General features: G+C 68.4%; 24 protein-coding genes and 1 rRNA gene. 6 read left to right on the top strand and 19 right to left on the bottom strand.

Annotated elements, in window-relative coordinates:
• Positions 1-48: 48 nt before the first annotated feature.
• Positions 49-1,579: ribosomal RNA gene (locus MPE_RS01635) — 16S ribosomal RNA — on the bottom strand.
• A gap of 381 nt (positions 1,580-1,960) precedes the next feature.
• Positions 1,961-3,739: a phosphoenolpyruvate--protein phosphotransferase gene (ptsP, locus tag MPE_RS01630; protein WP_049820741.1), complete on the bottom strand. Its 1,779-nt coding sequence runs from the start codon at positions 3,737-3,739 to the stop codon at positions 1,961-1,963.
• A gap of 161 nt (positions 3,740-3,900) precedes the next feature.
• Between ptsP and MPE_RS01625 the strand changes: the two genes are divergently transcribed.
• Positions 3,901-4,752, top strand: a complete 852-nt coding sequence (locus tag MPE_RS01625) for a GNAT family N-acetyltransferase (RefSeq protein ID WP_011827926.1) — start codon at positions 3,901-3,903, stop codon at positions 4,750-4,752.
• A gap of 3 nt (positions 4,753-4,755) precedes the next feature.
• Here the strand turns inward: MPE_RS01625 and MPE_RS01620 are convergent, their stop codons facing one another.
• From MPE_RS01620 to MPE_RS01610, 3 genes are all read right to left on the bottom strand, one after another.
• Complete coding sequence (locus tag MPE_RS01620; RefSeq protein WP_011827925.1) at positions 4,756-5,025, bottom strand: HPr family phosphocarrier protein; 270 nt, start codon at positions 5,023-5,025, stop codon at positions 4,756-4,758.
• Positions 4,994-5,464, bottom strand: coding sequence for a PTS sugar transporter subunit IIA (locus tag MPE_RS01615; protein WP_011827924.1), 471 nt, complete (start codon positions 5,462-5,464; stop codon positions 4,994-4,996). Before MPE_RS01615 ends, MPE_RS01620 begins: the two co-directional genes overlap by 32 nt.
• 118 nt (positions 5,465-5,582) lie before the next feature.
• The gene (locus MPE_RS01610) at positions 5,583-6,113 is read right to left on the bottom strand and encodes a hypothetical protein (RefSeq protein ID WP_011827923.1); all 531 of its coding nucleotides are present in this window, start codon (positions 6,111-6,113) and stop codon (positions 5,583-5,585) included.
• Between the two features lie 45 nt (positions 6,114-6,158).
• Between MPE_RS01610 and MPE_RS01605 the strand changes: the two genes are divergently transcribed.
• Complete coding sequence (locus MPE_RS01605; protein WP_011827922.1) at positions 6,159-7,424, top strand: CaiB/BaiF CoA transferase family protein; 1,266 nt, start codon at positions 6,159-6,161, stop codon at positions 7,422-7,424.
• A gap of 133 nt (positions 7,425-7,557) precedes the next feature.
• Positions 7,558-8,649 carry a sensor histidine kinase family protein gene (locus MPE_RS01600; protein WP_148210867.1) on the top strand — a complete coding sequence of 364 codons (1,092 nt, stop codon included), beginning with the start codon at positions 7,558-7,560 and terminating at the stop codon, positions 8,647-8,649.
• Positions 8,650-8,659: 10 nt separating this feature from the next.
• Here MPE_RS01600 and MPE_RS01595 read toward each other — a convergent pair whose 3' ends face one another.
• Positions 8,660-9,346 carry a DUF4197 domain-containing protein gene (locus tag MPE_RS01595; RefSeq protein WP_011827920.1) on the bottom strand — a complete coding sequence of 229 codons (687 nt, stop codon included), beginning with the start codon at positions 9,344-9,346 and terminating at the stop codon, positions 8,660-8,662.
• A gap of 11 nt (positions 9,347-9,357) precedes the next feature.
• Between MPE_RS01595 and MPE_RS01590 the strand changes: the two genes are divergently transcribed.
• Positions 9,358-9,858: a TlpA disulfide reductase family protein gene (locus tag MPE_RS01590; protein ID WP_011827919.1), complete on the top strand. Its 501-nt coding sequence runs from the start codon at positions 9,358-9,360 to the stop codon at positions 9,856-9,858.
• A gap of 18 nt (positions 9,859-9,876) precedes the next feature.
• Here MPE_RS01590 and MPE_RS01585 read toward each other — a convergent pair whose 3' ends face one another.
• The 12 genes from MPE_RS01585 to MPE_RS01530 all read right to left on the bottom strand — a co-directional run bounded on the left by MPE_RS01585 (position 9,877) and on the right by MPE_RS01530 (position 20,093).
• Entirely contained in the window at positions 9,877-11,001 is a 1,125-nt protein-coding gene (locus MPE_RS01585) for an HPP family protein (RefSeq protein ID WP_011827918.1), read from the bottom strand.
• 13 nt (positions 11,002-11,014) lie between these two features.
• On the bottom strand, positions 11,015-12,034 hold the full coding sequence (gene lipA, locus MPE_RS01580; protein WP_011827917.1) for a lipoyl synthase: 1,020 nt from the start codon (positions 12,032-12,034) through the stop codon (positions 11,015-11,017).
• 19 nt (positions 12,035-12,053) lie between these two features.
• Positions 12,054-12,728, bottom strand: coding sequence for a lipoyl(octanoyl) transferase LipB (lipB, locus tag MPE_RS01575; protein ID WP_011827916.1), 675 nt, complete (start codon positions 12,726-12,728; stop codon positions 12,054-12,056).
• Positions 12,728-14,044, bottom strand: coding sequence for a hypothetical protein (locus tag MPE_RS01570; RefSeq protein ID WP_011827915.1), 1,317 nt, complete (start codon positions 14,042-14,044; stop codon positions 12,728-12,730). The genes lipB and MPE_RS01570 overlap by 1 nt, the downstream gene beginning before the upstream one ends.
• Positions 14,041-14,922 carry an ABC transporter ATP-binding protein gene (locus MPE_RS01565; protein ID WP_259372575.1) on the bottom strand — a complete coding sequence of 294 codons (882 nt, stop codon included), beginning with the start codon at positions 14,920-14,922 and terminating at the stop codon, positions 14,041-14,043. The genes MPE_RS01570 and MPE_RS01565 overlap by 4 nt, the downstream gene beginning before the upstream one ends.
• Positions 14,923-14,990: 68 nt before the next feature.
• A complete protein-coding gene (locus tag MPE_RS01560; RefSeq protein ID WP_081771293.1) occupies positions 14,991-15,266 on the bottom strand; it encodes a DUF493 family protein in 276 nt (91 codons plus the stop codon).
• A gap of 94 nt (positions 15,267-15,360) precedes the next feature.
• Complete coding sequence (locus MPE_RS01555) at positions 15,361-16,272, bottom strand: D-amino acid aminotransferase (protein WP_011827913.1); 912 nt, start codon at positions 16,270-16,272, stop codon at positions 15,361-15,363.
• A gap of 69 nt (positions 16,273-16,341) precedes the next feature.
• The gene (locus MPE_RS01550) at positions 16,342-17,496 is read right to left on the bottom strand and encodes a D-alanyl-D-alanine carboxypeptidase family protein (protein ID WP_011827912.1); all 1,155 of its coding nucleotides are present in this window, start codon (positions 17,494-17,496) and stop codon (positions 16,342-16,344) included.
• A gap of 42 nt (positions 17,497-17,538) precedes the next feature.
• On the bottom strand, positions 17,539-18,165 hold the full coding sequence (locus tag MPE_RS01545) for an alpha/beta hydrolase (RefSeq protein WP_011827911.1): 627 nt from the start codon (positions 18,163-18,165) through the stop codon (positions 17,539-17,541).
• Between the two features lie 33 nt (positions 18,166-18,198).
• On the bottom strand, positions 18,199-18,522 hold the full coding sequence (locus tag MPE_RS01540; RefSeq protein WP_011827910.1) for a (2Fe-2S) ferredoxin domain-containing protein: 324 nt from the start codon (positions 18,520-18,522) through the stop codon (positions 18,199-18,201).
• 21 nt (positions 18,523-18,543) lie between these two features.
• Positions 18,544-19,650 carry a VanZ family protein gene (locus tag MPE_RS01535; protein ID WP_011827909.1) on the bottom strand — a complete coding sequence of 369 codons (1,107 nt, stop codon included), beginning with the start codon at positions 19,648-19,650 and terminating at the stop codon, positions 18,544-18,546.
• Between the two features lie 14 nt (positions 19,651-19,664).
• Entirely contained in the window at positions 19,665-20,093 is a 429-nt protein-coding gene (locus tag MPE_RS01530) for a CopD family protein (RefSeq protein ID WP_011827908.1), read from the bottom strand.
• A 259-nt stretch (positions 20,094-20,352) separates the two neighbouring features.
• Between MPE_RS01530 and hemB the strand changes: the two genes are divergently transcribed.
• Both hemB and MPE_RS01520 read left to right on the top strand, forming a co-directional pair.
• Positions 20,353-21,360, top strand: a complete 1,008-nt coding sequence (gene hemB / locus MPE_RS01525) for a porphobilinogen synthase (RefSeq protein WP_041929821.1) — start codon at positions 20,353-20,355, stop codon at positions 21,358-21,360.
• Positions 21,361-21,367: 7 nt separating this feature from the next.
• A complete protein-coding gene (locus MPE_RS01520) occupies positions 21,368-22,468 on the top strand; it encodes a magnesium transporter CorA family protein (protein ID WP_011827906.1) in 1,101 nt (366 codons plus the stop codon).
• A 17-nt stretch (positions 22,469-22,485) separates the two neighbouring features.
• Here MPE_RS01520 and MPE_RS01515 read toward each other — a convergent pair whose 3' ends face one another.
• Positions 22,486-24,906, bottom strand: a complete 2,421-nt coding sequence (locus MPE_RS01515; RefSeq protein ID WP_011827905.1) for a sensor domain-containing protein — start codon at positions 24,904-24,906, stop codon at positions 22,486-22,488.
• Between the last annotated feature and the right edge of the window lie 14 nt (positions 24,907-24,920).

The following is a 24,920-nucleotide window of genomic DNA, read 5'->3' as shown; positions in this document are numbered from 1 at the left end:
AAAGACAGCCGATAAGTGTGGACGCAAGAAATTGAGTGCTATTTCCAGAAAGGAGGTGATCCAGCCGCACCTTCCGATACGGCTACCTTGTTACGACTTCACCCCAGTCACGAACCCTGCCGTGGTAATCGCCCTCCTTGCGGTTAGGCTAACTACTTCTGGCAGAACCCGCTCCCATGGTGTGACGGGCGGTGTGTACAAGACCCGGGAACGTATTCACCGCGGCAAGCTGATCCGCGATTACTAGCGATTCCGACTTCACGCAGTCGAGTTGCAGACTGCGATCCGGACTACGACCGGTTTTCTGGGATTGGCTCCCCCTCGCGGGTTGGCAGCCCTCTGTACCGGCCATTGTATGACGTGTGTAGCCCTACCCATAAGGGCCATGATGACCTGACGTCATCCCCACCTTCCTCCGGTTTGTCACCGGCAGTCTCATTAGAGTGCCCTTACGTAGCAACTAATGACAAGGGTTGCGCTCGTTGCGGGACTTAACCCAACATCTCACGACACGAGCTGACGACGGCCATGCAGCACCTGTGTTCTAGTTCTCTTTCGAGCACGAAACCATCTCTGGTAACTTCTAGACATGTCAAGGGTAGGTAAGGTTTTTCGCGTTGCATCGAATTAAACCACATCATCCACCGCTTGTGCGGGTCCCCGTCAATTCCTTTGAGTTTCAACCTTGCGGCCGTACTCCCCAGGCGGTCAACTTCACGCGTTAGCTTCGTTACTGAACAGCAAGCCGTCCAACAACCAGTTGACATCGTTTAGGGCGTGGACTACCAGGGTATCTAATCCTGTTTGCTCCCCACGCTTTCGTGCATGAGCGTCAGTGCAGGCCCAGGGGATTGCCTTCGCCATCGGTGTTCCTCCGCATATCTACGCATTTCACTGCTACACGCGGAATTCCATCCCCCTCTGCCGCACTCCAGCCTTGCAGTCACAAATGCAGTTCCCAGGTTGAGCCCGGGGATTTCACATCTGTCTTGCAAAGCCGCCTGCGCACGCTTTACGCCCAGTAATTCCGATTAACGCTTGCACCCTACGTATTACCGCGGCTGCTGGCACGTAGTTAGCCGGTGCTTATTCTTCAGGTACCGTCATTAGTTCGGGGTATTAGCCCAAACCGTTTCTTCCCTGACAAAAGCGGTTTACAACCCGAAGGCCTTCTTCCCGCACGCGGCATGGCTGGATCAGGCTTGCGCCCATTGTCCAAAATTCCCCACTGCTGCCTCCCGTAGGAGTCTGGGCCGTGTCTCAGTCCCAGTGTGGCTGGTCGTCCTCTCAGACCAGCTACGGATCGTAGCCTTGGTAGGCTTTTACCCCACCAACTAGCTAATCCGACATCGGCCGCTCCAATAGCGCGAGGTCTTGCGATCCCCCGCTTTCACCCGTAGGTCGTATGCGGTATTAATCCGGCTTTCGCCGGGCTATCCCCCACAACTGGGCACGTTCCGATGTATTACTCACCCGTTCGCCACTCGCCACCAGGATTGCTCCCGTGCTGCCGTTCGACTTGCATGTGTAAGGCATGCCGCCAGCGTTCAATCTGAGCCAGGATCAAACTCTTCAGTTCGATCTTGATAAATTACTCAAAGAATTGAAGTGAACTTCACTTGCATGAAAATTCAATTCAGTGAGCGTTTAAGGTCCTTGAGACCTCGAATCTTGCGATTACTCACAAGACTCTTGGCACTCGCCTTCAAACGCCCACGCTTATCGGCTGTCATTTGTTAAAGAGCGTCGCCTTTCGGCGTTGCTGACTTGTTGTCAGCAGAGAAGCGAGATTATGACTTGATTTTAAAACCTTGTCAACCGCTCAGCTTTTCTTATTTTCTTTTGCTTCTCACATCTTCTCTGCCGTTTCCGGCGAGGCGCTGTGTTCAGCGAAGACAGCTACTGTAGCACGAAGTTTTTCCGCCGCGCAAGGTCGTCGACGAAATTGTTGATGCAGTCTTCAAGGCCGCGGGGGCGTCGCCGCCACGCCCCCGCCGTTCCGCAGCGGCGTGAACGTCGGAGCGTCGCTCCTGGCCCCCAATAGCAGATCGCTCAGCCGCCGCGTGTCCGTGCGCAGGATCTGCTGCTTGATCGCAGCGATCTGCGACGGGTGCATGGAAAAGCTGCGCAGGCCCATGGCCAGCAGGACAGAAGTGAAGCTCGGGTCACCGGCCATCTCTCCGCACACGCTGACCGCCCTGCCGCGCGCTCTTGCTGCGCGAATGGTTCTGGCGACGAGCTCCAGCACGGCGGGGTGCCAGGGATCGTACAGGTGGGCGACGGCCTCATCGGCTCGGTCGATGGCCAGCGTGTACTGGATCAGATCATTGGTGCCGAGCGACACGAAATCGAAGGCATCGAGAAAGCGATCGATCATCAACGCCGCGGCGGGCACTTCGATCATCGCGCCCACCTGGACATCGCCGAACGCGCGCCCTGATTCCGTCAACTGCTGCTTCGCGCGCGCCAGCGCATCGAAAGTGCCGCGAATCTCGGACTCGTGCGCGAGCATCGGCACCAGCAAACGCACCTGACCATGCGCACTGGCGCGCAGGATGGCGCGCAGCTGCTGGCGGAACATGCTGGGCTCGGACAGGCTCCAGCGGATCGCGCGCAAGCCGAGCGCGGGGTTGAGCGCATGCTCGTGCCGCAGTTCGTGGGCCGACATCCGGTCGAGCGGCTTGTCGGCGCCAATATCGACCGTCCGGATCGTCACCGGCAGACCTTTCATCGCATCGACCACTGCGCAGTACGCCTGGTACTGCTCATCCTCGCCGGGCAGGTCGTCGGTCCGGTTCATGAAGAGGAATTCGCTACGAAACAGCCCGACGCCGACCGCCCCGGCCTCCAGTGCCGCGGCCGCGTCGCCAGGGAGCTCGATATTGGCAAACAGCTCGACCCGCTCACCGTCCAGCGTGACGGCGGGTGTATGCCGCAGGCGCGTAAGCCGCACACGCTCCAGTTCGCTCTGCCGCTGGCGAAAGCGGTATTCCTCCAGCACGATCGACGACGGATCGACAATCACGACTCCGGCGTCACCGTCGATCACCACCCAGTCATCCTGCCGGATGATGCGGCTGGCCTCACGGGCCCCCACCACCGCCGGAATGTCGAGGCTGCGGGCGACGATGGCCGTGTGCGAGGTCTTGCCGCCGACGTCGGTGACAAAACCGGTGAAGACGCTGCGCTTGAATTGCAGCATGTCGGCCGGCGCGATGTCGTTGGCCACCAGCACCAGCGGGTCCTCGCCGGCGAAGTCGCGCGGGTTGACTCCGATCGACGGCGGTACGGCGCTGCTGTCGTGCATCAGCACACGCAACAAGCGCTCGACCACCTGTTCAAGGTCGGCCTTGCGCTCACGCAGGTAATCATTTTCCATGTCGTCGAAATGCCGCGCCAGCACTTCCAGCTGGGCCGACAGCGCCCATTCCGCGTTGTAGTGCCGCTCGTGCACCCATTGCGACGTGGCGCCGGTCAGCGCCTCGTCGTGCAGCAGCATCAGGTGCACGTCGAGCAGCGCGGACAGTTCCGCGGGCGCGTCCTCTGGCAGGTCGCGCTGGAGGCCGCCGAGCTCGGCCGCCACCGCGTCGCGCGCCTGCAGCAGCCGCGCGATCTCGCGCTCGACCTGCGCCGGCTCGATGAAGTAGTGGGCCACGTCCACGCGACTGGACGCGACCAGCACGGCGCGGCCAATGGCCACGCCGCGCGAGACCGGAATTCCGAACATCTGCAGGCTCATGAATCGATCGTAGCAGCGGCCCGTCCAGCTGCCGGCAGGGGTTACCACGGCGCACATCGACCCGGACCCTGTGCGCGTGTCATCGGCGCGTCATCGGAGCTACATCGCGTCGTCACGCGGCTGACTCAAGCTCGTCGCCATTGCCGAACAAGGAGCGAAACATGAGGGACTTGCCGCTGCCGACACTGCCGCTGCAGGAGATTCCGAGCCTGGAGCTGCGCGCGCCTCGGAGGTCACTTCGACGACCCGACAGCGAGGCCCTCCCCTCAGCCAGCCAGCGTGGACTGGACGTGGTTTGGGCGCGCGATGAGAGCGAGGTTCGCGAAGCGCAGCGTCTGAGGTACCAGATCTTCGTCGAGGAGATGGGGGCCCGCCTGTCACCGCCCGTTGGTACGCCGCCGGGACTGGACATCGACGTCTATGACACCTTCTGCGAGCACCTGCTGGTGCGCACGGTCGGCACCCGCAGTGAACCGGGCCGGGTGATCGGTACCTACCGCGTCCTGACGCCGGCGGCCGCGCAGCGCATCGGCGGGCTGTACAGCGAAACGGAGTTCGACCTCACGCGCCTGCGCCCACTGCGTAGCAAGATGGTCGAGCTGGGCCGCTCCTGCGTGCATGCCGACCACCGTTCGGGTGGCGCCATCCTCGCACTATGGGGCGCGCTGGCCGAGTTCATGGTCCGCAACGAGCTCGACACGATGATCGGCTGCGCCAGCGTCAGCATGCGCGATGGCGGCCATGTGGCGGCCAGCCTGTGGGAGCAGCTGCGCCATACCCACCTGGCACCGATCGAATGGCAGGTGCGCCCGCGACTGCCGCTGCCCGTGGACGAACTCGATCGGCGGCTCGCCGTCGAACCGCCGCCGTTGATCAAGGGCTATCTGCGCTGCGGCGCCAAGGTGCTGGGGGCACCCGCGTGGGACCCCGACTTCAACGCCGCCGACCTGCCGATGCTGATGCGCATCGAAGACCTGCCGCTCAAGTACCGCCGACACTTCCTCGGCAGCTGAAGCCTACTCACCCTCGCCGAACTTGTCGTTGATCAGCAGCAGCAGGGCGTCCATCGCCTCGCGCTCCTGGTCGCCGGAGGTCTCGACCTCGATCTCGGTGCCGATGCCGGCCGCCAGCATCATGACGCCCATGATGCTCTTGGCATTGACGCGCCGCTGTCCGCGACTGAGGAAGACTTCGCAAGGGTAGCTACCCGCCAGCTTCGTGAGCTTGGCCGAGGCCCGCGCGTGCAGGCCGAGCTTATTGCTGATGCTGATGCGCGTTGAAATCATCGCCGGGTCGGGCTCCCACGTTCTGTGCTTGGTTCTGCGGTCGGGCCGGCGCCACCTGTAGCACACCCTGCGTCGCGCCGGCCAGCGCGCGCGCCACGAGCATGTCAAGCGGCTGGTCCACATAGTTCATCGTGCGCCACAGCATAGGCACGTTGGCGCCGGTGACGATCTTGACGCGCACGCCATCGGCCAGCCGCTGGGCCACGTTGCACGGCGTCGCGCCGAACACATCGGTCAGGATCAGTGCCTCGCGCCTCCCCGGCACCGACAGCGAGCGCTCGAGCAGGATGCGCGCCTGCGCCTCGATCTCCTCCGGCGTCAGCTGCGGCGTCACGTCGAGCGCCTCGACCACCGACAGCGCCTCCGGAAAAGCATGTCCCGCCGCGGCCTTGAGCGCCGAAGCCAGTGGAGCGTGCGCAATGATGAACAGTCCGGCCATGTCGGGAGATTATGGGTTCAGGCCCGGACCGGCACGACAGCATCGGACAGAGTCTGGCAAGCCGCGTTTGTACATCGTGCGCAGCCACCCTGCCCCGGATCGGACCTTTCGGACCCTGTCACTTCTGAAGTTTCAGACCGTCGAAGAAAGTCTCGAGCTCCTGCGCCGACGGCTTCCCGCCCAAAGCGGCGGCATGGAACACACGCGTGCCGTGCGCGAACAGCAGCGATTGATCGGTCAGCGACGTGCCGTCCGGGAGCTTGCCGGCAAGGCTGAACCGAACCGCCTGCGCCTGCGGCGTCATGCCACCGACCTGTGCCGCCTTCACCGCCGTCTCGGTTCCGTCGAGATTGAGCCGTCGCGCCGCACGCAACTCCGCCAGCGCCGGGCCGACGAGCGCCGGGTCAGCCAGGTCGGCGGTGCTCAGGCCCCAGGTCGTTCCATCCGCGGTGCAGCCCAGAACCCGCATCTGGACCGGGCGCCCAACCAGGACCAGCTGACGGGTCCGCTGCTCCGGCTTGCAAGGCATCAACATCATCAAGCCGGCCTCGTCCGGTCGCACCTCGCGCCAGTCGAGCGAAGGCGCGCAGGCCGCCGCCAGAGCGGAGAGACCCGCCACCCAGGCACACACGACGGGTCGCAACGACATCGCCGCATTATCCGGATGCCGCGCGCACCGCATCAGAATCGCGGCATGGCCCTCGCTCCCACCCCTCTCTCACTGGCCGGCCTGCGCGTGCTGGACCTGTCGCGCGTGCTGGCCGGGCCCTGGTGCACGCAGCTGCTCGGCGACCTGGGCGCCGACGTGGTGAAGGTCGAGCGGCCCGGTAGCGGCGACGACACGCGCGGTTGGGGCCCGCCCTTCCTGCACGACCGACACGGCGCCGAAAGCAGCGAATCGGCCTATTTCCTGGGCGCGAACCGCAACAAGCGCTCGATCGCGATAGACCTCGCACACCCTGACGGCCAGGCGCTGGTGCGCGCCCTGGTACTGCAGGCCGATGTGCTGGTCGAGAACTACAAGGTCGGCGACATGGCGCGCTACGGCCTCGACTTCGTGACGCTGCACGCCCTGAACCCGCAGCTGGTCTACTGCTCGATCACCGGCTACGGCCAGACCGGCCCCTATCACGAGCGTGCCGGCTACGACTACGCGGTGCAAGGGCTGGGCGGCCTGATGAGCCTGACCGGCGAACGGGACGACCTGCCCGGCGGTGGCCCGCAAAAGGTGGGCGTGGCGGTCGCCGACCTGTTCACCGGCCTGTATGCCAGCGTCGGCATCCTCGCGGCCCTGCGGCACCGCGACGCCGAGGGCTTCCGTCGCGGCGAGGGCCAGCACATCGATATGGCGCTGCTCGACACGCAGGTGGCGATGCTGGCCAACCTGGGCGCCAACTACCTCGTGAGCGGCCAGGTACCAGGACGCGCCGGCAACGCGCACCAGAACATCGTGCCCTATCAGGTGTTCGAGGTCGCCGATGGCCACGTGATCCTGGCGATCGGCAACGATGCGCAGTTCGCCCGCTTCTGCGAGGTCGCCGGGCGGCCCGAGCTGGCCGCCGATCCGCGCTTCGCGACCAACGCCGACCGGGTGCGCCATCGCGCCGCGCTGGTGCCGGTGCTCGCCGCGCTGATGCGACAGCGTCGGCGCGACGACTGGCTGGCGGCCCTGGAGGCGGCGAAGCTGCCCTGCGGACCGATCAACGCGCTCGACCAGGTGTTCGCCGACCCCCAGGTGCTGGCACGCGGCATGGTCGAGCCGGTCGACCACCCGCTGACCGACACGCTGCGACTGGTCGCCAGCCCACTCAAGCTGTCGGCCACGCCGGCGCAGACGCGCCGGCCGCCGCCCCTGCTCGACCAGCACGGCGACGACGTGCTGGTCGACTGGCTGGGCTGGGACGCGGCCGCCATCGCCGCGGCGCGCGAGCGCGGCGCGCTTGGCCCGCCACGCCCCTGAGTCAGGGGGGCAGCACGCATGAACGTCACAAAGTGCTGGGCTGCGTGAAGAAACGCTCGGACAATCGACAGCAGGAAGTGTCGGGCTTCCCGGCCGCGTGCTTCCGAGCATGGCCGCACACAACAGAACGAACATGACCGCTCGCCCCTCGCTCACCCGCGCCACCACCGAAGCCGAGCCCCTGGAGGCCTGGCGCGAGATCGTCGCGCAGATCGGGCGGGACGTGGCCGGGCCGCTGACGACGGCGCTCGAGCGCGTGATCCAGCTCACCACCACCGGCAAGATCGACCGCGAAGGCCTGCGGGTGCTGCGCGCCGAGATCGAACGCGCACGCCGCGTCGGCATGGTCGGCCAGCAGCTGTCGCGGTTCGCCTCGAAGCGGCTGCGCCAGTCCCACGAACGGCTCGACCTCGCCCAGACGCTGCAGGCGGTGCTCACGCACCGCGCACGCGAGGTCAACGCCCGCGGCATCCAGGTACGGCAGAGCACGCGCGCCATCGAGGTGCTGGTCGATCCGGCGCTGTTGTTCAGCCTGCTCAACGCGGTGCTCGACTGGGCGGCCGAGGGCGCCCGCACGAGCATCGATTTCCGCGTCGACCAGAAGGACTGGCCGCCACACGGCCGGGTGTCCTGCAGTTTTGCCCTCGAGCCGACCGACGGCGCCACGCTCGAGTCGCTGAACTGGCATCTGGTGGGACAGATCGCCCAGTCGATGGGCCTGGCGCTGCACTGCGACACCGACGAGACCCACGTGACACTGGCGCTGGAGTTCCCGCGCACCGTCAGCGACCCCGTCGAAGGCATGAGCGCCGTCGAGCTCGATCATGGCGATGCATCGACGCTGAATTCCAAGCCACTGGCGGGCAACCAGGTGCTGGTGGTGTCGGCCCGCCGTGAAATGCGGCTGCTGGTGCGCGAGGCCATCGCCAACATGGGGCTGGTGATCGACTTTGTCGGGTCGGTCGACGAGGCGGTCGACTTTTGTCGCGAAGGCTGGCCGCATGCGATCGTGTTCGAGGCCGTGCTGCGCGGCGAGCGCCTCGACCAGCTGGCCGAGGAGATCCGTGCCGAGCTGCCCGGCTTCTCCTTCATCGAGATCGCCGAGGAGGGCAATGCCTTCGAGATCTCGGGCTTCAATGGCATGAACCACGCGCGGGTGGGCCGGGACGGTCTGCACCAGTCGCTGCCGTCCGCGCTGGTGTTCGAGCTCTCGAAGCAGTACTGAGGGTGCGCGCCTACAGCGCGCCGAACACCTTCTTCAGGATTGCGCTCCCGGTGCCCACCGGGTCCTGCCTGATCTTCTTCTCCTCCTCGCCGATCATCAGGTAGAGGCCGTCGAGCGCCTTGCCGGTCACGTACTGCTGCACGTTAGCGTCCGCCTTCTTCACCAGACCGAAGCCCGACGCCTTGGCGGCCACCGCGTTGTACTTGTTGGCGAGGTCGACCTTCTCGGTCTGCCGCGTGACGATCGGCAGGAACTTCTCACCGAGCGGCATGCGCGTCTTCTCGGCGAAGAAGTTCGTCACCGAGGTGTCGCCGCCGGTGAGTATCTTCTTTGCGTCGTCGACCGACATCTGCTTGACGGCATTGCTGAGCAGTTGCTTGGACTCCGGCACGGCGGCCTCCGCGGCGCGGTTCATGGCGGTCACCAGTTCGTCGACCTTCTTGCCCTGGCCCAGGCTCTTCATCAGTTTGGCGGCGCTGTCCAGGCCCGACGGCAGCGGGATGCGAACTTTCGGATTGCCGAGGAATCCATCGGTCTTGCCGAGCAGGCTCACGGCCACTTCGGCCCCGCGCTCCAGCGCCGCCTTCAAGCCGGCGCTGGCATCGGCGTCACTGAGGGATAGCGCCCGCGCCTGCGCGGCGCAGATCCACAACGCCATGCCGGCGACGAGCTGCCCCGTAAACTCTCGACGATCCATCGGACACCTCCATGAAATTGATGCGCTATGTTGCGGCCGCGGCCGCCGTCCTGGCAATCGGCATCGCCGCCACGCTGGCACTGACCGGCAAGCAGGCTGTTCCGGACGTGGCCTACACACTGCTCGACGGCTCGCAGCATCGCAGCGAACAGTGGCGCGGCAAGGTGGTGCTGGTGAACTTCTGGGCCACGAGCTGCGTGACCTGCGTGAAGGAGATGCCGGATCTTGCCGCCACCCACGAGAAGTTCAAGGCCCGCGGCTACGAAACGCTGGCCGTGGCGATGAGCTATGACCCGCCGGCCTACGTGGTCAACTTCACCGAGACCCGCAAACTGCCCTTCAGTGTGGCGATCGATCATGACGGCGCCATCGCCCGCGGCTTCGGTGACGTCCAGCTGACGCCCACCAGTGTGCTCATCAACAAGCGCGGCGAGATCGTCAAGCGCTACGTCGGCGAGCCCGATTTCGCCGAACTGCACCGCCTGCTCGACAAGCTGCTCGCCGAGGCCTGAGTCGGCGCCGCGGCGCCTTCAGCCCACACGCGACAGGGCCGACACCACGTCGGACTGCGTCAGCATGCCGACGAGTCGCGCCTCCGGCCCGACGATCGGAATGTGGTGGTGCCCTCCCTGCGCGAACAGTGGCACCAGCTCGGCCACCGGGCGGTCCTCGCTGGCGACGCGCACCTGGCGCGTCATGATCTGCCCCACCACCTCCGGCTTGTCGCTGTGCGTGGCCGGCGTACGGCGGATGAAGCTGCGCAGACGCGCCGACCAGCCCTCGTGGACATCCAGGTCGGCATGGCGCAGGAAATCCGCCAGCGTCACGATGCCGACCACACGCCGCGCCCGGTCAACCACCGGCAGCGCCTTGATGCGGTGCTCGCGCAGCAGCGCCCAGGCGTCCTGCAGCTCGGTGCCGAATGACACAGTCACGACCTCGCGCGTCATGATATCGGCGCACAGCGTCGCACCGAAACGCCGACGGTAGGCCTCGCCCTCGGCCGCATGCAGCAGCGCGACCAGGTCGTCGCGGCTCACATCGATCACCTGGCCATAGCGCTCCAGCACCGCGTCGAGGTCGGCGTCGCTGAAGCGGTGGGTCTCGTCGCCGCCCGGCCCGGGCGGCGTCGCCAGCTGGGCGTGCGGATAGGGGCGTCGCGTCGCGCTGTTGTAAGCGGCGCCGGCCAGCACCAGCAGCACGGAATTGACGCAGGTCGGGAACCACGCAAAACCGAACGAGCCGATGCCGGCCAACGCCGTCAGCAGCGCCATCGCCCCGCCCGGCGGGTGCAGACAGCGCAGCGCGAACATCGCGGCGATCGCCAGCCCCACCGCGATTGCGCCGGCCCACGCCGGGTCCGGGATCAGATGCGCGCAGGCGATGCCGATCAGCGCCGAGGCGGTGTTGCCGCCCACCACTGACCAAGGCTGGGCAAGCGGGCTGGCCGGTACCGCGAACACCAGCACCGCGCTGGCGCCGAGGGGTGCCACCAGCCAGGGCACGTCGGCGCCGGGCCATTGCGCAGCGACCCAGCGGCTCAGCAGGCCGGTCAGCAGCAGCCCCAGCGCCGCGCCCAGCGCGGCCCGCGCTCGCTCGGTCGGCCCGACCGGGAGGCGCGCCGGCAGCCAGGCCCGCAACGGCGGCCAGATCATCGGCCGCGGCGTCTCAGCCTGCGACGACACCCACACCCGCGGCGTGGGCCTGCTGGTCGGCGTGGTAGCTCGAGCGCACCATGGCGCCCACGGCGGCGTGGCTGAAGCCCATCGCGTAGGCCTCGGCCTCGAAGCGCTTGAAGGTCTCGGGCGTCACGTAGCGCCGCACCGGCAGGTGGTGCCCGCTGGGCGCCAGGTACTGCCCGATGGTGATCATGTCGATGTCGTGCGCACGCATGTCGCGCATGACCTGCAGGATCTCCTCGTCCGTCTCGCCCAGCCCGACCATGATCCCGCTCTTGGTCGGCACGCCCGGGGCGAAGGCCTTGAAGCGCTTGAGCAGGTCCAGGCTGAACTGGTAGTCCGAGCCGGGCCGCGCTTCCTTGTACAGGCGCGGGGCGGTCTCGAGGTTGTGGTTCATCACGTCCGGCGGGGCCGCCTTCAAGATCTCCAGCGCGCGGTCGGCGCGGCCGCGGAAGTCGGGCGTGAGGATCTCGATGCGGGTGGCCGGGGAGAGGGCCCGCACCTGGCGGATGCACTCGACGAAGTGGGCCGCGCCGCCGTCGCGCAGGTCGTCGCGGTCGACGCTGGTGATGACCACGTAGCTGAGCTTGAGCGCGGCGATGGTCTTGGCCAGGTTCTGCGGTTCGTCGGGGTCGAGCGGGTCGGGGCGGCCGTGGCCGACGTCGCAGAACGGGCAGCGCCGGGTGCACTTGTCGCCCATGATCATGAAGGTGGCGGTGCCCTTGCCGAAGCACTCGCCGATGTTCGGGCAGCTGGCCTCTTCGCAGACGGTGTGGAGCTTGTGCTCGCGCAGGATCTGCTTGATCTCGTAGAAGCGGGTGCTGGGGCTGCCGGCCTTGACGCGGATCCAGTCGGGCTTCTTCAGCGTCTCGGCCGCCACCACCTTGATCGGGATGCGCGCCGTCTTGGCTTGCGCCTTCTGCTTGGCGAGCGGGTCGTAGGCCGCTTCACCTGCAGCCGGCGACGGTGAGACGGAGGTCGGGGTCGGCGTGGAGGGCAGCGTGTTCATGGAATGTGGGCGCGCGGTGTCAGGGGCTGAGATAGCTCTCGAGCCGGTCACCGAGGTCGGCGGCGGCGCGTTCCGGATCGACGGGGACCCCGATTGTAGAAAGATCGACCGTGCGCAGCCCGGCGTAGCCGCAGGGATTGATGCGCTCATAGGGGCTCAGATCCATCGCCACGTTCAACGCCAGACCGTGGTAGCTGCAGTGGCGCGACACCTTGATCCCCAGCGCGGCGATCTTGCCGATGCCACGCCAGGGGTCACGCGGGTCGGGCGGCCCCGGCAGCGCGCCGTGGCCGAAGGGGTCGCAGAGATTCACGTAGATGCCCGGCGCGCCCGTGACCCGGTGGCCGGTGACGCCATAGCCTTCCAGCGTCTTGATCACCGCCTGCTCGAGGCGGAACACATACTCCTTGACGAAGATGCCCAGCGCCTGGAGATCGATCAGCGGATAGGCCACCACCTGGCCGGGGCCGTGATAGGTCACCTGGCCGCCGCGGTTGCTGGCGACCACCGGAATGTCTCCCGCGTCGAGCACGTGCTCGGCCTTGCCGGCCAGTCCCTGGGTGAACACCGGCGGGTGCTCGCACAGCCACAGCTCATCGGGCGTGCCCGGCGTGCGCGTCTCGGTGAAGGCGCGCATCGCGTCGAAGGTCGTCGCATAGTCCACGCGGCCCAGCCGCCGTCGCTGCATCGCCATCAGGCCCCCGCCGGCCGCCAGCGGGTGCGCGCGACGAACACCGCTGCAGCCGCCTGCAGCGCGGCGATCCCGGCGCCCAGCCATCCGCCGCCTTCGGCACCCAGCGGCTGCAGCAGGCCGGCCAGCGCGGACAGCCCTGCCGCGTGCAGCAGCCAGGGCAGCACCAGGTTCAGCACCACCAGCACAACCAGCGTCGTGCTCTCCGCCCGACGCGCGCGCGGCCCCCAGTGGATTGCGCAGGCGAGCGCAAGGTCCCGCAGCGCCAGCAAGGCCCAGGTCAGCGGCAACCCGGCGAGCGCGAGCGCGCGGCCGATGCCCCCGGCCTGCGGATCGGGTGCCAGCACGCTGGCCACCAGGCCACCACCGAGCGCCAGGACCAGCGACGCCAGCATCAGCGGCATCCGCTCCAGCGTCGCGGCGTCCAGCGCCCCGCCGGCGCGCCAGCGGGCGGCGAAGCGCTGCCACAGGTCGACCCGAGGCGGCTCGATGAAGAGGCTGAGGTAGGCGGTGGTGGTGGCGCAGGCGGCCAGCGCGAAGCCCACGCGCCACACCGCATTTCCCTCCGGCCAGAACCCGGCAGCGAACACCGCGAGCCACGCCTGGAACCCCAGCCAGGCCTGCGGCCGCAAGGGCAGTTGCAGCACCCCGGCCATCAACCGCTGGGCGCCGAGCACAGCCCAGGCCGCGAACACCACGGCCGTTGCCGCGTAGAACACCGCGGCCTCGAAGCTCATGCCCCACCACAGCACCTCACCGGGCGACACCTGGCGCGGCAGCGCACCGAACCACGGAAACACCACCAGCAGCACGATCCACCAGGCCCCGCCGCGCCGCGCCGCCAGTCCGCCGCGCCGCAAGGCCGCCAGCGCGACGATCAGGCTCACCGCCTGCAGACCCACGCCAGCCGCCACCATGCCGACCAGCAGCGACCACGACAGGCCGTGGCCCTGCACGGCGTTCGACACCAGCCACACCGCCAGGCAGATGATGCCGCCGTACCACGCGAACAGCGTGCCGCCGAACAGCTTGCCCCAGGTCAGTTGCCAGGGCGTCAACGAGGACAGGCGCTGGGCGTCCCACGTGGCTTCGCTGACCTCGTCTAGCAGCGCGGCACTCGCCAGTCGCGCCCCGTAGAAGCCCACCAGCAGCACGAAGCCGGCCTGCGCCACCATCGGCAGTGCCGACGGCCCGGCCAGGCCGACCGCGGCGAACACCAGCGCCAACACCGCCGGCATGCCGAGCAGCCGCGCGGGCGAGAACTCCAGCCAGAGCTGGCGCTGGAACTCCGGATTGCCGGCAGCCAGCGCGCGCATCATGTGCCCGCTCCCGCGCCGGCCACGCTGCGCAGATAGCTCTGTTGCAGGTTCTCGCGCCGCTCGGCGAAGCTGCTGACGGCAAAGCCGGCGCCGATCAAGCGCGCCAGCAGTGCCGCCTGGTCGGCATCGGTGCCGCCGAAGGCGAGTTCGAGCGTGTGGGCGTCGACGAGCGTGGCCTGCAGGCCGGCCTCGCGGCCGAGCCAGGCCTGCGCCTCCCGAGCCGCCGTCAACAGGCCGGCGCGCAGCCGGCGCAACGGGCGATCGCCGGCCGCCGGCGCCGCGACGGTCAGCGCCCGGTGCTCGACCACCCGGCCGTCGCGCAGCATCAGCATGTGGGTCGAGTACTCGTCCAGTTCGGCCAAGATGTGAGACGACACGAGCAAGGTCATGCCCTCCTCGCGCAAGCTGCGGAACAGCGCCGCCAGCCCGGCGCGCGCCTCCGGGTCCAGCCCCGAGGCGGGCTCGTCGAGGATCAGCAACTGCGGCCGGTGGATCAGCGCCTGCCCGATCGCCACACGCTGGCGCTGGCCGCGCGACAGCGCGCCACACAGGCGGTCGAGCAGGTCGGTGAGGCCCAGACGCTTGGCGACCGGCGGCACGGCAGCCGCGGCGGCCTCAGGCGTCGCGCCGTGCGCAAGCGCGGCATAGCTCAGGGTCTGGCGCACGCTCAGCGCCGTCGAGACACCGAAGCTGTCGGCCAGGAAGCCGAGCTGACGGTGGCTCTCGCGGGGCTGCGCGATCACGTCGATGCCGGCAACGGCGATGCGCCCCGACAGCGGGGCCTCCAGTCCGGCGATGCAGCGCATCAGCGTGGTCTTGCCGGCGCCGTTGGGGCCCACCAGCGCGGTCACGCTGCCGCGCTCGATGCTGCAGCTCAGGCCGTGCAGCGCGCGCTGCGTTCCGTAGTCGTGAACGAGGTCGGCAACCTCGACCAGCGGCGCGGCGCTCAGAGCACCACCTTGACCATCGGGTGCGTGCTCAGCGTGCGGTAGAGCTCGTCGAGCTGTTCGCGGCTGGTGGCCGTGACGGTGAGCGTCAGGCCGAGGTAGTTGTTGCCCTTGCTGGGCCGGGCCTCGACGGTCTGCGCATCGAACCCGGGATCGAAGCGCAGCGCGATGTCGACCATCGCCTCGCGGAAGCCCTCGGCGTTGGACCCCATCACCTTGATCGGAAAGGCACTCGGGTACTCGATCAATGATTGCTCGGGAGGGATGGCCGTCATGGTCTGCTGCCGCTGCATCGGGCGGGCACGCCGCTGCGGCGCCCGCGATGGCCGGATTGTCCCGCACCCGCGAAATCCGCGCGGCCGCCGCGGCTCAGATCGACTGGGCGGGCTTGGCCCGCTGGTAGGCCTCGTAGAGCCGGGCGTACACCGGCCCGGGCTTGCCGCGCAACGCGCCGTGCCCGACCAGTTCGCCATCGAGACGGGTGACCGCCAGCACTTCCTTCATCGCCGAACTCAGCAGCAGTTCGTCGGCCGAGAAGACCTCGCCCTCGCTGACCGGCCGCAGGCTGTAGCCGATGCCGCACTCCTCGCACAGCTCGGCCAGCAGGTCGACCCGCACGCCTTCGAGCAGCAGTTCGCTCTTCGGCGGGCCGATCAGTGCGCCTTCCTTCACCATCCACACGTTGGACGCCGCTGCCTCGGTCAGGAAGCCGTCGCGAAACAGGAGGGTCTCGACGGCGCCCTTGTCGGCCGACATCTGCCGCGCCAGCACGTTGCCGAGCAGCGAAATGCTCTTGATGTCGCCGCGCTCCCAGCGGAAGTCGCGCGCGCTGATGCAGGCCACGCCGGCATGGCGCTGCTCGGGCGTCGGCGGCTTCGCCGGACTGCACATCATGAAGACCGTGGGCTCGATGTCGGTCGGCATCGTGTGCTCGCGCAGCGCCACGCCGCGCGTGACCTGCAGGTACACGAGCTGGTCGGTCGCCCCGCTGTGCTCGTGCTGGGCCGCGACCAGCCGGCGCATGCGCGCCAGCCAGTCCTCGCGGGTCAGCGGCGCGGTGATGCGCACCTTGGCGAGGCTGCGCTCCAGGCGCGCCATGTGCTCGTCGAAGCGGAACAGCCGACGATCGTAGACGGGCAGGACCTCGTAGACGCCGTCGCCGAACATGAAGCCGCGGTCGAGCACGCTGACGCGAGCGTCCGCCAGGCGGGTGTAGTCGCCGTTCAGGTAGCACAGCGAGTCGGCGCTCGCCGCGGGGATGGCGCTGGGCAGCGGGTTCATGCCCGCAGCGTAGGCCCGTCGGCGGCAACGGGCAAGCAGCGTTTCACCCGGTACGAATCGACACCGGCATCACTGGATCCACAGCCGCAGCGAATCCCACGCGCGGCCCAGCAGCCCGGCGCTGTCGACGTTCTCCAGCACGGTCAAGGGCAGCTCGGCAACCGGCGCGCCATTGGCGGTGACCTTGATGCTGCCGACCACCTGCCCCTTGGCGAGCGGAGCCACCAGCGGATCGGTGCGCGAGATGTCGGTCTTGAGCTTGTCGCCGTCACCCTTGGGCACGCTGACGTAGACGGCCGCGGCACTGCCGAGCTTGGCGGTGCTGGAGGAGCCCTTCCAGATCGGCGGGCTGACGACGGCCTGGTTGGCGTCGAACAGCTTGACGGCGTCGAAGGCGGTATAGCCCCAGTTCAGCAGCTTCTGGCTCTCGTTGGCGCGCGACTCCATCGACGCAGCGCCAAGCACGACGCTGATCAGCCGGCGCGGACCGTTCGGGAAGTCGCGCTTGGCGGTGGTGATCATGCAGTAGCCTGCGGCGTCGGTGAAGCCGGTCTTCAGGCCGTCGACGGTTGGGTCGCGGTAGAGCAGCAGGTTGCGGTTGGGCTGCTTGATCTTGTTGAAGGTGAACTCGCGCATCACCGAGTAGCGCAGGTACTCGGGGAAGTCCTGCACCAGCCGGGTCGCGATCACCGCCAGGTCGCGCGCGGTGCTGGTGTGCCCTGCCGCCGGCAGGCCCTCGGGGTTCTTGAAGGTGGTGGCCTTGAGGCCGAAGGCCTGCGCCTGGCGGTTCATCATCGCGACGAACTGCTCCAGAGACCCGCCCACGCCCTCGGCCAGCACCACGGTGGCGTCGTTGCCGCTCTGCACGATCTCGCCCTTGAGCAGGTCATCGACCGTGACCTGGCTGTTGAGCGGCAGGAAGCTGCGCGAGGCACCGGTCATGCCGGTGCGCCAGGCGCGCTCCGACACCGGCAGCGTCTGCGTCAGCGTCAGCTTCTTGTCCTTCAGCGCCTGGAACACCAGGTAGGCGCTCATCAGCTTGGTCAGCGAGGCCGGCTCGATCGGGCTGTCCGGGTCCTTGGCTGCGAGCACCTGGTTGGTGGTGACGTCGAACAGCAGGTAGGAGCGCGCCGCGATCTCGGGCGGCTGCACGGCCTGGGCCTGGGCCGCCACGCCCGTGAGAGCGGTGGCGACGGCGAACAGAAGAACGAACAGTCTTTTCATCGGGGTCTCTGCAACGGGAAACGGGAGCGGGCGGCGCGCCGGTCAGGAGGACCAGCCGCGCACCACCAGCGACTTGAGCAGCGCGAGCTGCCCATGAAAGAAATGGCCGACGCCGGGAATCACCGTGACCGGCAGGCCCTGCGGGCGCGCCCAGTCGAAGGTGGCCGACAACGGCACCACGTCATCGGTCTCGCCGTGAACCACCAGCGTGTCGGCCTGGAGTTCCTCGGGAATGGCGGGCACCTGCTGCTTCTGCGTCGACGGGGCGATCAACGCCAGCCGCCGCGGCCGCGCGTCGCCGCTCAGGTGCGCCGCGGCACTGGCGGCCACGAAGCCGCCGAACGAGAAGCCGGCCATCCACAGCGGCAAGGCCGGGTCACGTTGCGCCGCGATGACCGCCAGCGCGTCGTCGAGCTCGCCGCGGCCTTCGTCCCAACTGCCGGCCGACGCGCCGACGCCCCGGAAGTTGAAGCGCACGCTGCGCGCGCCGAGTTGCAGGCCGGCACGCGCGACCGTCTGCACTACCTTGTTGTCCATCGTGCCGCCATGCAGCGGATGCGGGTGGCAGATCACCAGCACCGCCCGCGCCGGGCCGGCCGGCGCGTCGAGCGCGCACTCGATGTCGCCGGCGGGACCGCCAAGCGTCAGTCGCTGCGTCTGGACGTTCATCGCGAGAACGGACAACCGGCTGCCGGCACGTCGTCAGCGACCCACATCGGGCGGCAGCAGCAGGCGCTCGACGACCTGGCCGTGCTTCAGGTGGGATTCGACGATCTCGTCGATGTCGTGGGCATCGACATAGGTGTACCAGGTGCCCTCCGGATAGACCACCGCCACCGGCCCGCCGGCGCAGCGGTCCAGGCAACCGGCCTTGTTGACGCGGACCTTGCCCGCGCCCATCAGACCGGCCGCCTTCGCCTGCGACTTGCAACGCGCGAAGCCGGCCTCGGCGTCGTGGTCGGCGCAGGCCGCCTCTCCATCGCGCTTGTTGAGGCAGAAGAAGATGTGACGCTCGTAATAACTCATCGGGGAATTGTAGGTTTGAGGCTATTCGTCCCGGGCTGCGACACGACCGAGCAGGTAAGCGAGTGTCGCCCAGGGCCACAGCCAGCCGATCCATTGCGACAGGCCGTGGAAGCGGATGAAACGGCCCTGCTCCCACGATTGCAGGCTGGCCGCGTAGTAGGCGTCGCCGGGCGCGATGTTGACCAGCGCCACGCCGAAACTGATGACCAGCAGCGCCACGGCGGCCGATGCGCGCGCCGGCAGCCACGTCAGCCCCACGGCGACGACGGCCACCACACCGATCGCCGGCAACACCGGCGGTGTCCACCAGGTCAGCGCGTGCTCGGGCCCGAAGTTCAACGCCGTCGACAGCGTGGTGGCCGCGATGCCCAGCAGCAGCGCCCCGGCCGGCAGCACCAGGCGGCGCGGACCGGGCCGCGTCAGCGCGTAGGCAAGCAGGCAGGGCGCCAGCAGGCCGGCTGCCACGCCCAACATCTCGAGCCCCGGCGCCAGCGGTTCGCTGACGGTCGCGGTCGCGCCGAGCCAGCCGTCCCAGGCCGTGTCCTCCAGTCCTTCGGCGAGCAGGTCGCGCGCGCGGTCCAGCACATGGCCGAGTCCGAAGGGCAGCGGCGGCGGGAACAGCAGGCCGAACGGCCACAACAGCAGCAGCGTCAGGCCGGCGCCGCGGTCTCGCAGCAGCCAGCGCTCACGCCAGCGCTGCCAGTGGCCGAGCAGCCCGAGCGCGTGCAGCACCAGCATCAGCACCGCGCCGAGCGCCGCACCGGCGGTGTTCAGGCTCCAGTCGATGATCGACGGCACCCGCCTCGGCAACAGGTGCTGCAGGGTCTCGAGCACATAGCTCAGACCGCTGGACACCCCGACCGCGACGGCGAACGCCAGCCAGGCGCGGCCCCCGCCGCGCAGCAGTCCACCTGTCAGCAACGCCCCGAGCGGCACGTAGGCGAGCAGATTGCTGACCAGGTCGAACTGCCCCACGCCACGCGGCTTGGGCACCGGGAGCAGCCACCAGCGAATGTCGGTCGCGGTCGGCCATTCCCAGCCGGTGAACGGGTGCAGGCTGGCGTAGACCATCAGGCAGGCGCAGGCCGCCGCCAGGGGCCAGGCCGAACTGCTGCGCTGCGGGGCCATGCGCCCGGCCGCCCTCAGAACGGCTTGACCACGACCAGCACGACGATCGCGGCGAACACCAGCACCGCAGCCTCGTTGAAGACGCGGAACCAGCGGTGGCTGCGGCGGTTGGCGTGCTGCTCGAAGTCGCGCAGCAGCCGCTTGCACACATGGTGGTAGCCGATGGCCGCGACCACCAGCAGGAGCTTCGCGTGCAGCCAGCCGTTGCCCGGCCCTCGGCCGATGCCATAGCCCAGCCACAGCCACAGGCCGAGCCCGAGCGCGGGGATCATCAGCAGCGAACTGAACCGGTGCAGCTTGTGCGCCATCAGCAGCAGGCGCTCGCGCTCGGCGTGGCTGTCGGCCGGCACCATGGCCAGGTTCACCAGCAGCCGCGGCAGGTAGAACAGGCCGGCGAACCAACTGGCGGCGAAGACGATGTGGAAGGCCTTGATCCAGAGCATCGGGGGATTATCGCGAGCACCGGCCAGGCATAAAAAAGCCCCGGCAAAGCCGGGGCTTGAAAGCCTGGCGCTGTCACACGGTCAGGCTCCTGCTCAGGGAGGTGAAGCAGGGAATGAACGCCTTGCGACGTATCATTCGACGAGAATTTTAGCAGCGCCCGGCCGGCGTTTTCCTGTCAGATGCGCTCTGCGCGCGGGCCGCTCTCGATCGACGCCACACCCTTCCTTCGGCCTTGTGCCCCTCCACCCGGTCACGCCCGTGAGCTCCTACCCCCAACGCTTCCCCGCCACGCGCGCGCGCCGCCTGCGCCGAGACGACTTCACCCGTGCGCTGGTGCGCGAGCACGCCCTCACCGCGTCGGACCTGATCCTGCCGGTGTTCGTGCTCGACGGCAGCAACCAGGTGCACGACGTGGCCTCGATGCCCGGCGTGCAGCGCCTGAGTCTGGACCGGTTGCTGCCGCTGGCCGAGGCCTGTGTGCGCGAACGCATTCCGGTGATGGCGCTGTTCCCGGTGATCGACGCGGCGAAGAAGACCGAGGACGGCCGCGAAGCGATGAACCCCGAGGGCCTGGTGCCCACCGTCGTGCGTGAGCTCAAGCGCCGCTTCCCGGAGCTGGGCGTGCTGACCGATGTGGCGCTCGACCCCTTCACCACGCACGGCCAGGACGGCCTGCTGGACGCCACCGGCTACATCCTCAACGACGAGACGGTGGCCGTGCTGACGCAGCAGGCCCTGGTGCAAGCCGAGGCCGGCGTCGACATCGTCGCGCCGAGCGACATGATGGATGGCCGCATCGGCGCGATCCGCGACGCGCTGGAGGCCCGGGGCCTGATCCACACCCGCATCATGGCGTACAGCGCCAAGTATGCGAGCGCCTTCTACGGCCCGTTCCGCGACGCCGTCGGCTCGGCCGGCAACTTGGGCAAGAGCAACAAGAAGGTCTACCAGATGGATCCGGGCAACACCAACGAGGCGCTGCGCGAGGTGGCGTTGGACCTCGCCGAAGGCGCCGACATGGTGATGGTCAAGCCCGGGATGCCCTATCTCGACATCGTGCGGCGTGTGAAGGAAGAGTTCCGCGTGCCCACCTTCGCCTACCAGGTGAGCGGCGAGTACGCGATGCTGAAGGCCGCCGCCGCCAACGGCTGGCTCGATGGCGAGGCAGTGATGATGGAGTCGCTGCTGGCCTTCAAGCGGGCCGGTGCCGACGGGGTGCTGAGCTACTTCGCGCTCGACGCCGCGCGGGCCCTGAACGCGCGGTGACGGCGCGATGCGGATCTTCCACGTCGGCACGGACCAGTTCACCGAGCTGAGCGAGCTGCCCGACACGCTGCCGACCGCAGGCTACCTCTGGATCGGCAGCGCTCGGCGGGAGTTCGAGGTCGGCATCCCGATGCTGCAGGGCGCGCTGCAGCGCTGGACCGGCGGCCAGCTGGTCGATCTGCATGTGGCCGACCTGCTCAACAACCAGTTGCCCTCGCACTTCGACTACACGTCGTGGTACGACGTGATGGTGTTCCGCCGCCTCGCGGCGGGCAGCGGCAGCAGCAGCCTGTTCCTCGACGAGCAGCAGGGCACGCTGGCCACCGCCAAGCGCGCGCTGGAGGCGATCGACACCAGCCCAGTCGGCTTCGCGATCTTCGACCGCGTGCTGATCAGCGTTCACCCGACCGACTGCCAGGTGCGCGACTTCTTCGCGAACCGCCTGTCTCTGGCCAGCCAGGGCAGCGACGCCCGCGCGGCCGGCGCGCGCATGCCGGCCAGCCCGGCCGACCTGATGCTGCGCATGGTCAACCACATGGTCGACAGCTACCTCGAGCTTCGACGGTTGCTGACGCGCCAGCTCGGTTACCTGCAGCAGGAGCTGTTCCGTCCGCGCAGTCATTTCAACGACTGGCAGGTGCTGCTCGATTCGCGCAACGCGCTGCATGCGCTGGAGGACATCTGCGAGGATCAGCGCAGCGCCATCTCCGAATGGACCGACGCGCTCGACGAATGGCCCGATGAGACCGAGCCCGCCGCGCAGCGCGAGCGCGAGCTGCTGCGCGTGCGCTCGCGCGACGTGCTCGAGCACATCGAACGCGTGCTGAGCCACGTTCGACGGCTGGAGAGCTCGGCCGAGAGCGCGGTGCAGATGCATTTCTCGGCGCAGAGCAACCGCACCAACGAGATCATGCGCACGCTGACCGTGCTGACGGCCGTGTTCATGCCGCTGAACCTGATCACCGGTTTCTTCGGCATGAACTTCGATTTCCTGCCGCTGGTGCACAGCAGCACCGGCATCTGGGTCACGACGGTGCTGATGGCCGCGCTGGCGGTCACGCTGGTCGTCTACTTCCGCCGCAAGCGCTACCTCGAGCGCGGCCGCTGACAAGGCCCGCAGCGCGGTCAACCGCTCGCCTCGCGTCCGGCCCAGGCTTCGAAAGCCTGCAGCGACAGCGACGGGCTGATCGCCTCGCCCTGCAGCTCATCGCACTGCTCGCGCGCGAGGAAGGCCCGCTGAGCCTCGGTCTCGACGCCTTCGGCGATGACGGTGATGCCGAGGCTGCGGGCCATCTGGATGATGGCCCGCGCGATGGCCACCGAGCCGCGCGCCTCGGGCAGGTCGACAACGAAGGAGCGGTCGATCTTCATCTTGTCGATCGGCAGCGACTTGAGGTGCCCGAGCGAGGAGTAGCCGGTGCCGAAGTCGTCGACCGACAGGCGGATGCCCAGCGCCTTGAGCTGGGCCAGGCGGCCACTGACCTCGGGCAGCTCGTCCATCAGCATGCGCTCGGTCAGCTCCAGCTCGAGCAGGCGGCCGGGCAGCCCGGCGCCCGCCAGCGCCTGCGCGACCGTCGAGACAAAGTCGGGCGCCTGGAACTGCACGGCCGACAGGTTCACGGCCACCGGCACAGCGCACAGGCCGTCGTCATGCCAGCGGCGCGCCGCACGCGCCGCCTCGTGCAGCACCCAGGTGCCGATCGGCAGCATCAGGCGCTGCTGCTCTGCCAGCGGGATGAACTGGTCGGGCAACAGCAGCCCGCGCTCGGGGTGCTGCCAGCGGATCAGCGCCTCGGCGCCGACCAGCACGCCATCGCCGGCCCGCACCTGCGGCTGGAAGTGCAGCACGAACTCGCCACGCTCCAGCGCCTGCGCGAGCTCGCCCTCCAGCACCAGCGCCGCGTAGGCATTGCTGGCGAGCGTCGGATCGAAGAACTGGTAGGTGGCCCGCCCGCGCGCCTTGGCGCGGTACATCGCGGTGTCGGCATGCTTGATCAGCTCGGCCGGCGTGATGCCGTCGCCGGGGAACATCGCGATGCCGATCGACGGCGTGACCGAGATCGAGCGCCCCACCTCGGCGTCCAGCGGCACCTCGATCGCCGCAAGCAGCTTGCGGGCGACGTCGGCCACGTCCTCCAGGCGCGGCCCGCCGCCGATCAGCACCATGAACTCGTCACCGCCGAAGCGCGCCACCACATCGCTGGCGCGCAGCACGGCGCCGATCCGCTGGGCCACGGTCTTCAGCAGCTCGTCGCCCGCCAGGTGGCCGAGCGAATCGTTGACGCGCTTGAAGTGGTCGAGGTCGATGAACAGCAGCGCCAGCGCCTCGCGCGACGCGGCGGCCCGTGCCATCAGCTGGTCGATCTCGGCCATGAAGGCCAGGCGGTTCGGCAGCCCGGTCAGTGCGTCGTGGTGCGCAAGGTGATGGATGTGCGCCTGCGCGGCATGGCGGTCGCGGAGGTCGCGCACGATGGTCATGCGCAGCCGTTCGTCGCCTCGCATCATGGTGCGGACGATGAACTCCACCGGGATGCGCCGGCCCGACTTGTCGATCAGCGCGCTCTCGTAGGTCGTCTCCTGGCCCGAACTCATCACCGCGGCCACCTTGCTCACCTGGTCGGGTGCGACGAAGTCGAGCGTGCGGCGCCCCATCAGCTCGTCGAGCCCGTAGCCCACCAGCATGCCGATCGGGGCGTTGGCATCGGTGATGACCCCGCCCTTGTGGAAGACGATGCCCTCGGCGCTGGCCTGCATGAACTTGCCCAGCCGCTCCTCCGATTCGCGCACTGCCTGCTCGGCGAGCCGGTGGCGGGAGATGTCCGAGATCAGCACGAAGAAGGCGATCAACCGACCATCGGTGGCGAGCTGCGGCAACAGGTGCACCTCGACCCACTGCGTGCGGCCATCGGCGCGCACCAGCTGCCGCTCGTAGGCCACGGCACGCTGTTCGACCAGCACGGTGTCGAGCTGCGGCCGGATCCGCCGCAGGGCGGCCTCGCCGATCACCTCGGCGATCGGCAGGCCCAGGATGGACTGCTCGTCCCGCCCGAAGGTCAGCGCATACGGCCGGTTCGCGAACAGGCAGCGCTGTTCCCGCGCGTCGTAGCAGGCGATCAGCGCCGGCACGCTGTCGGCGAGCAACCGGAGCTGCTCGGCCTGGACGCTGGCCACCCGCTCGGCCTGCCGCGTTGCCGAGACGTCGTGCAGGACGCAGACCCAGCACCCTCGCGACGGCCGCCATTGCGCGACACAATCGACCCAGACCTCGCGCTGTATCCCGTCGTGCTCCCCCGGACTGCACAGGTGCAGCGGCAGCGACAGGTGCTCGCCCTGCGCCAGCGCACCGAGCAGCGTGGCACGGTCCGGGTCGGTCAGCAGCTGCTGCCAGCCCGCGCCCCGTGCGGCCTCGGCGCCCAGGCCCATGAGCCGGCAGAAGGCCGCATTGGCGTGCGATGCCCGACCGTCGCGCGCGAGCAGCAGCACCGCGCTCGGCAGATCGTCCCAGGAGCACGGGTCCTCGGTGAGCCTTGGCACAACGGCGCCCATGGCCGAGGGTAGGC

Origin of the sequence: Methylibium petroleiphilum PM1, assembly GCF_000015725.1 — a bacterium.
Taxonomy (GTDB): domain Bacteria; phylum Pseudomonadota; class Gammaproteobacteria; order Burkholderiales; family Burkholderiaceae_C; genus Methylibium; species Methylibium petroleiphilum.
This window is presented reverse-complemented; position numbering and strand designations above follow the sequence as displayed.

Bases quoted from the DNA above. Each gene is read 5' to 3' on its own strand.
- ptsP (WP_049820741.1), bottom strand. From the start codon at position 3,739: ATGAGCCTGCAGATGTTCGGAATTCCGGTCTCGCGCGGCGTGGCCATT.
- MPE_RS01625 (WP_011827926.1), top strand. From the start codon at position 3,901: ATGAGGGACTTGCCGCTGCCGACACTGCCGCTGCAGGAGATTCCGAGC.
- MPE_RS01620 (WP_011827925.1), bottom strand. From the start codon at position 5,025: ATGATTTCAACGCGCATCAGCATCAGCAATAAGCTCGGCCTGCACGCG.
- MPE_RS01615 (WP_011827924.1), bottom strand. From the start codon at position 5,464: ATGGCCGGACTGTTCATCATTGCGCACGCTCCACTGGCTTCGGCGCTC.
- MPE_RS01610 (WP_011827923.1), bottom strand. From the start codon at position 6,113: ATGTCGTTGCGACCCGTCGTGTGTGCCTGGGTGGCGGGTCTCTCCGCT.
- MPE_RS01605 (WP_011827922.1), top strand. From the start codon at position 6,159: ATGGCCCTCGCTCCCACCCCTCTCTCACTGGCCGGCCTGCGCGTGCTG.
- MPE_RS01600 (WP_148210867.1), top strand. From the start codon at position 7,558: ATGACCGCTCGCCCCTCGCTCACCCGCGCCACCACCGAAGCCGAGCCC.
- MPE_RS01595 (WP_011827920.1), bottom strand. From the start codon at position 9,346: ATGGATCGTCGAGAGTTTACGGGGCAGCTCGTCGCCGGCATGGCGTTG.
- MPE_RS01590 (WP_011827919.1), top strand. From the start codon at position 9,358: ATGAAATTGATGCGCTATGTTGCGGCCGCGGCCGCCGTCCTGGCAATC.
- MPE_RS01585 (WP_011827918.1), bottom strand. From the start codon at position 11,001: ATGATCTGGCCGCCGTTGCGGGCCTGGCTGCCGGCGCGCCTCCCGGTC.
- lipA (WP_011827917.1), bottom strand. From the start codon at position 12,034: ATGAACACGCTGCCCTCCACGCCGACCCCGACCTCCGTCTCACCGTCG.
- lipB (WP_011827916.1), bottom strand. From the start codon at position 12,728: ATGGCGATGCAGCGACGGCGGCTGGGCCGCGTGGACTATGCGACGACC.
- MPE_RS01570 (WP_011827915.1), bottom strand. From the start codon at position 14,044: ATGATGCGCGCGCTGGCTGCCGGCAATCCGGAGTTCCAGCGCCAGCTC.
- MPE_RS01560 (WP_081771293.1), bottom strand. From the start codon at position 15,266: ATGACGGCCATCCCTCCCGAGCAATCATTGATCGAGTACCCGAGTGCC.
- MPE_RS01555 (WP_011827913.1), bottom strand. From the start codon at position 16,272: ATGAACCCGCTGCCCAGCGCCATCCCCGCGGCGAGCGCCGACTCGCTG.
- MPE_RS01550 (WP_011827912.1), bottom strand. From the start codon at position 17,496: ATGAAAAGACTGTTCGTTCTTCTGTTCGCCGTCGCCACCGCTCTCACG.
- MPE_RS01545 (WP_011827911.1), bottom strand. From the start codon at position 18,165: ATGAACGTCCAGACGCAGCGACTGACGCTTGGCGGTCCCGCCGGCGAC.
- MPE_RS01540 (WP_011827910.1), bottom strand. From the start codon at position 18,522: ATGAGTTATTACGAGCGTCACATCTTCTTCTGCCTCAACAAGCGCGAT.
- MPE_RS01535 (WP_011827909.1), bottom strand. From the start codon at position 19,650: ATGGCCCCGCAGCGCAGCAGTTCGGCCTGGCCCCTGGCGGCGGCCTGC.
- MPE_RS01530 (WP_011827908.1), bottom strand. From the start codon at position 20,093: ATGCTCTGGATCAAGGCCTTCCACATCGTCTTCGCCGCCAGTTGGTTC.
- MPE_RS01520 (WP_011827906.1), top strand. From the start codon at position 21,368: ATGCGGATCTTCCACGTCGGCACGGACCAGTTCACCGAGCTGAGCGAG.
- MPE_RS01515 (WP_011827905.1), bottom strand. From the start codon at position 24,906: ATGGGCGCCGTTGTGCCAAGGCTCACCGAGGACCCGTGCTCCTGGGAC.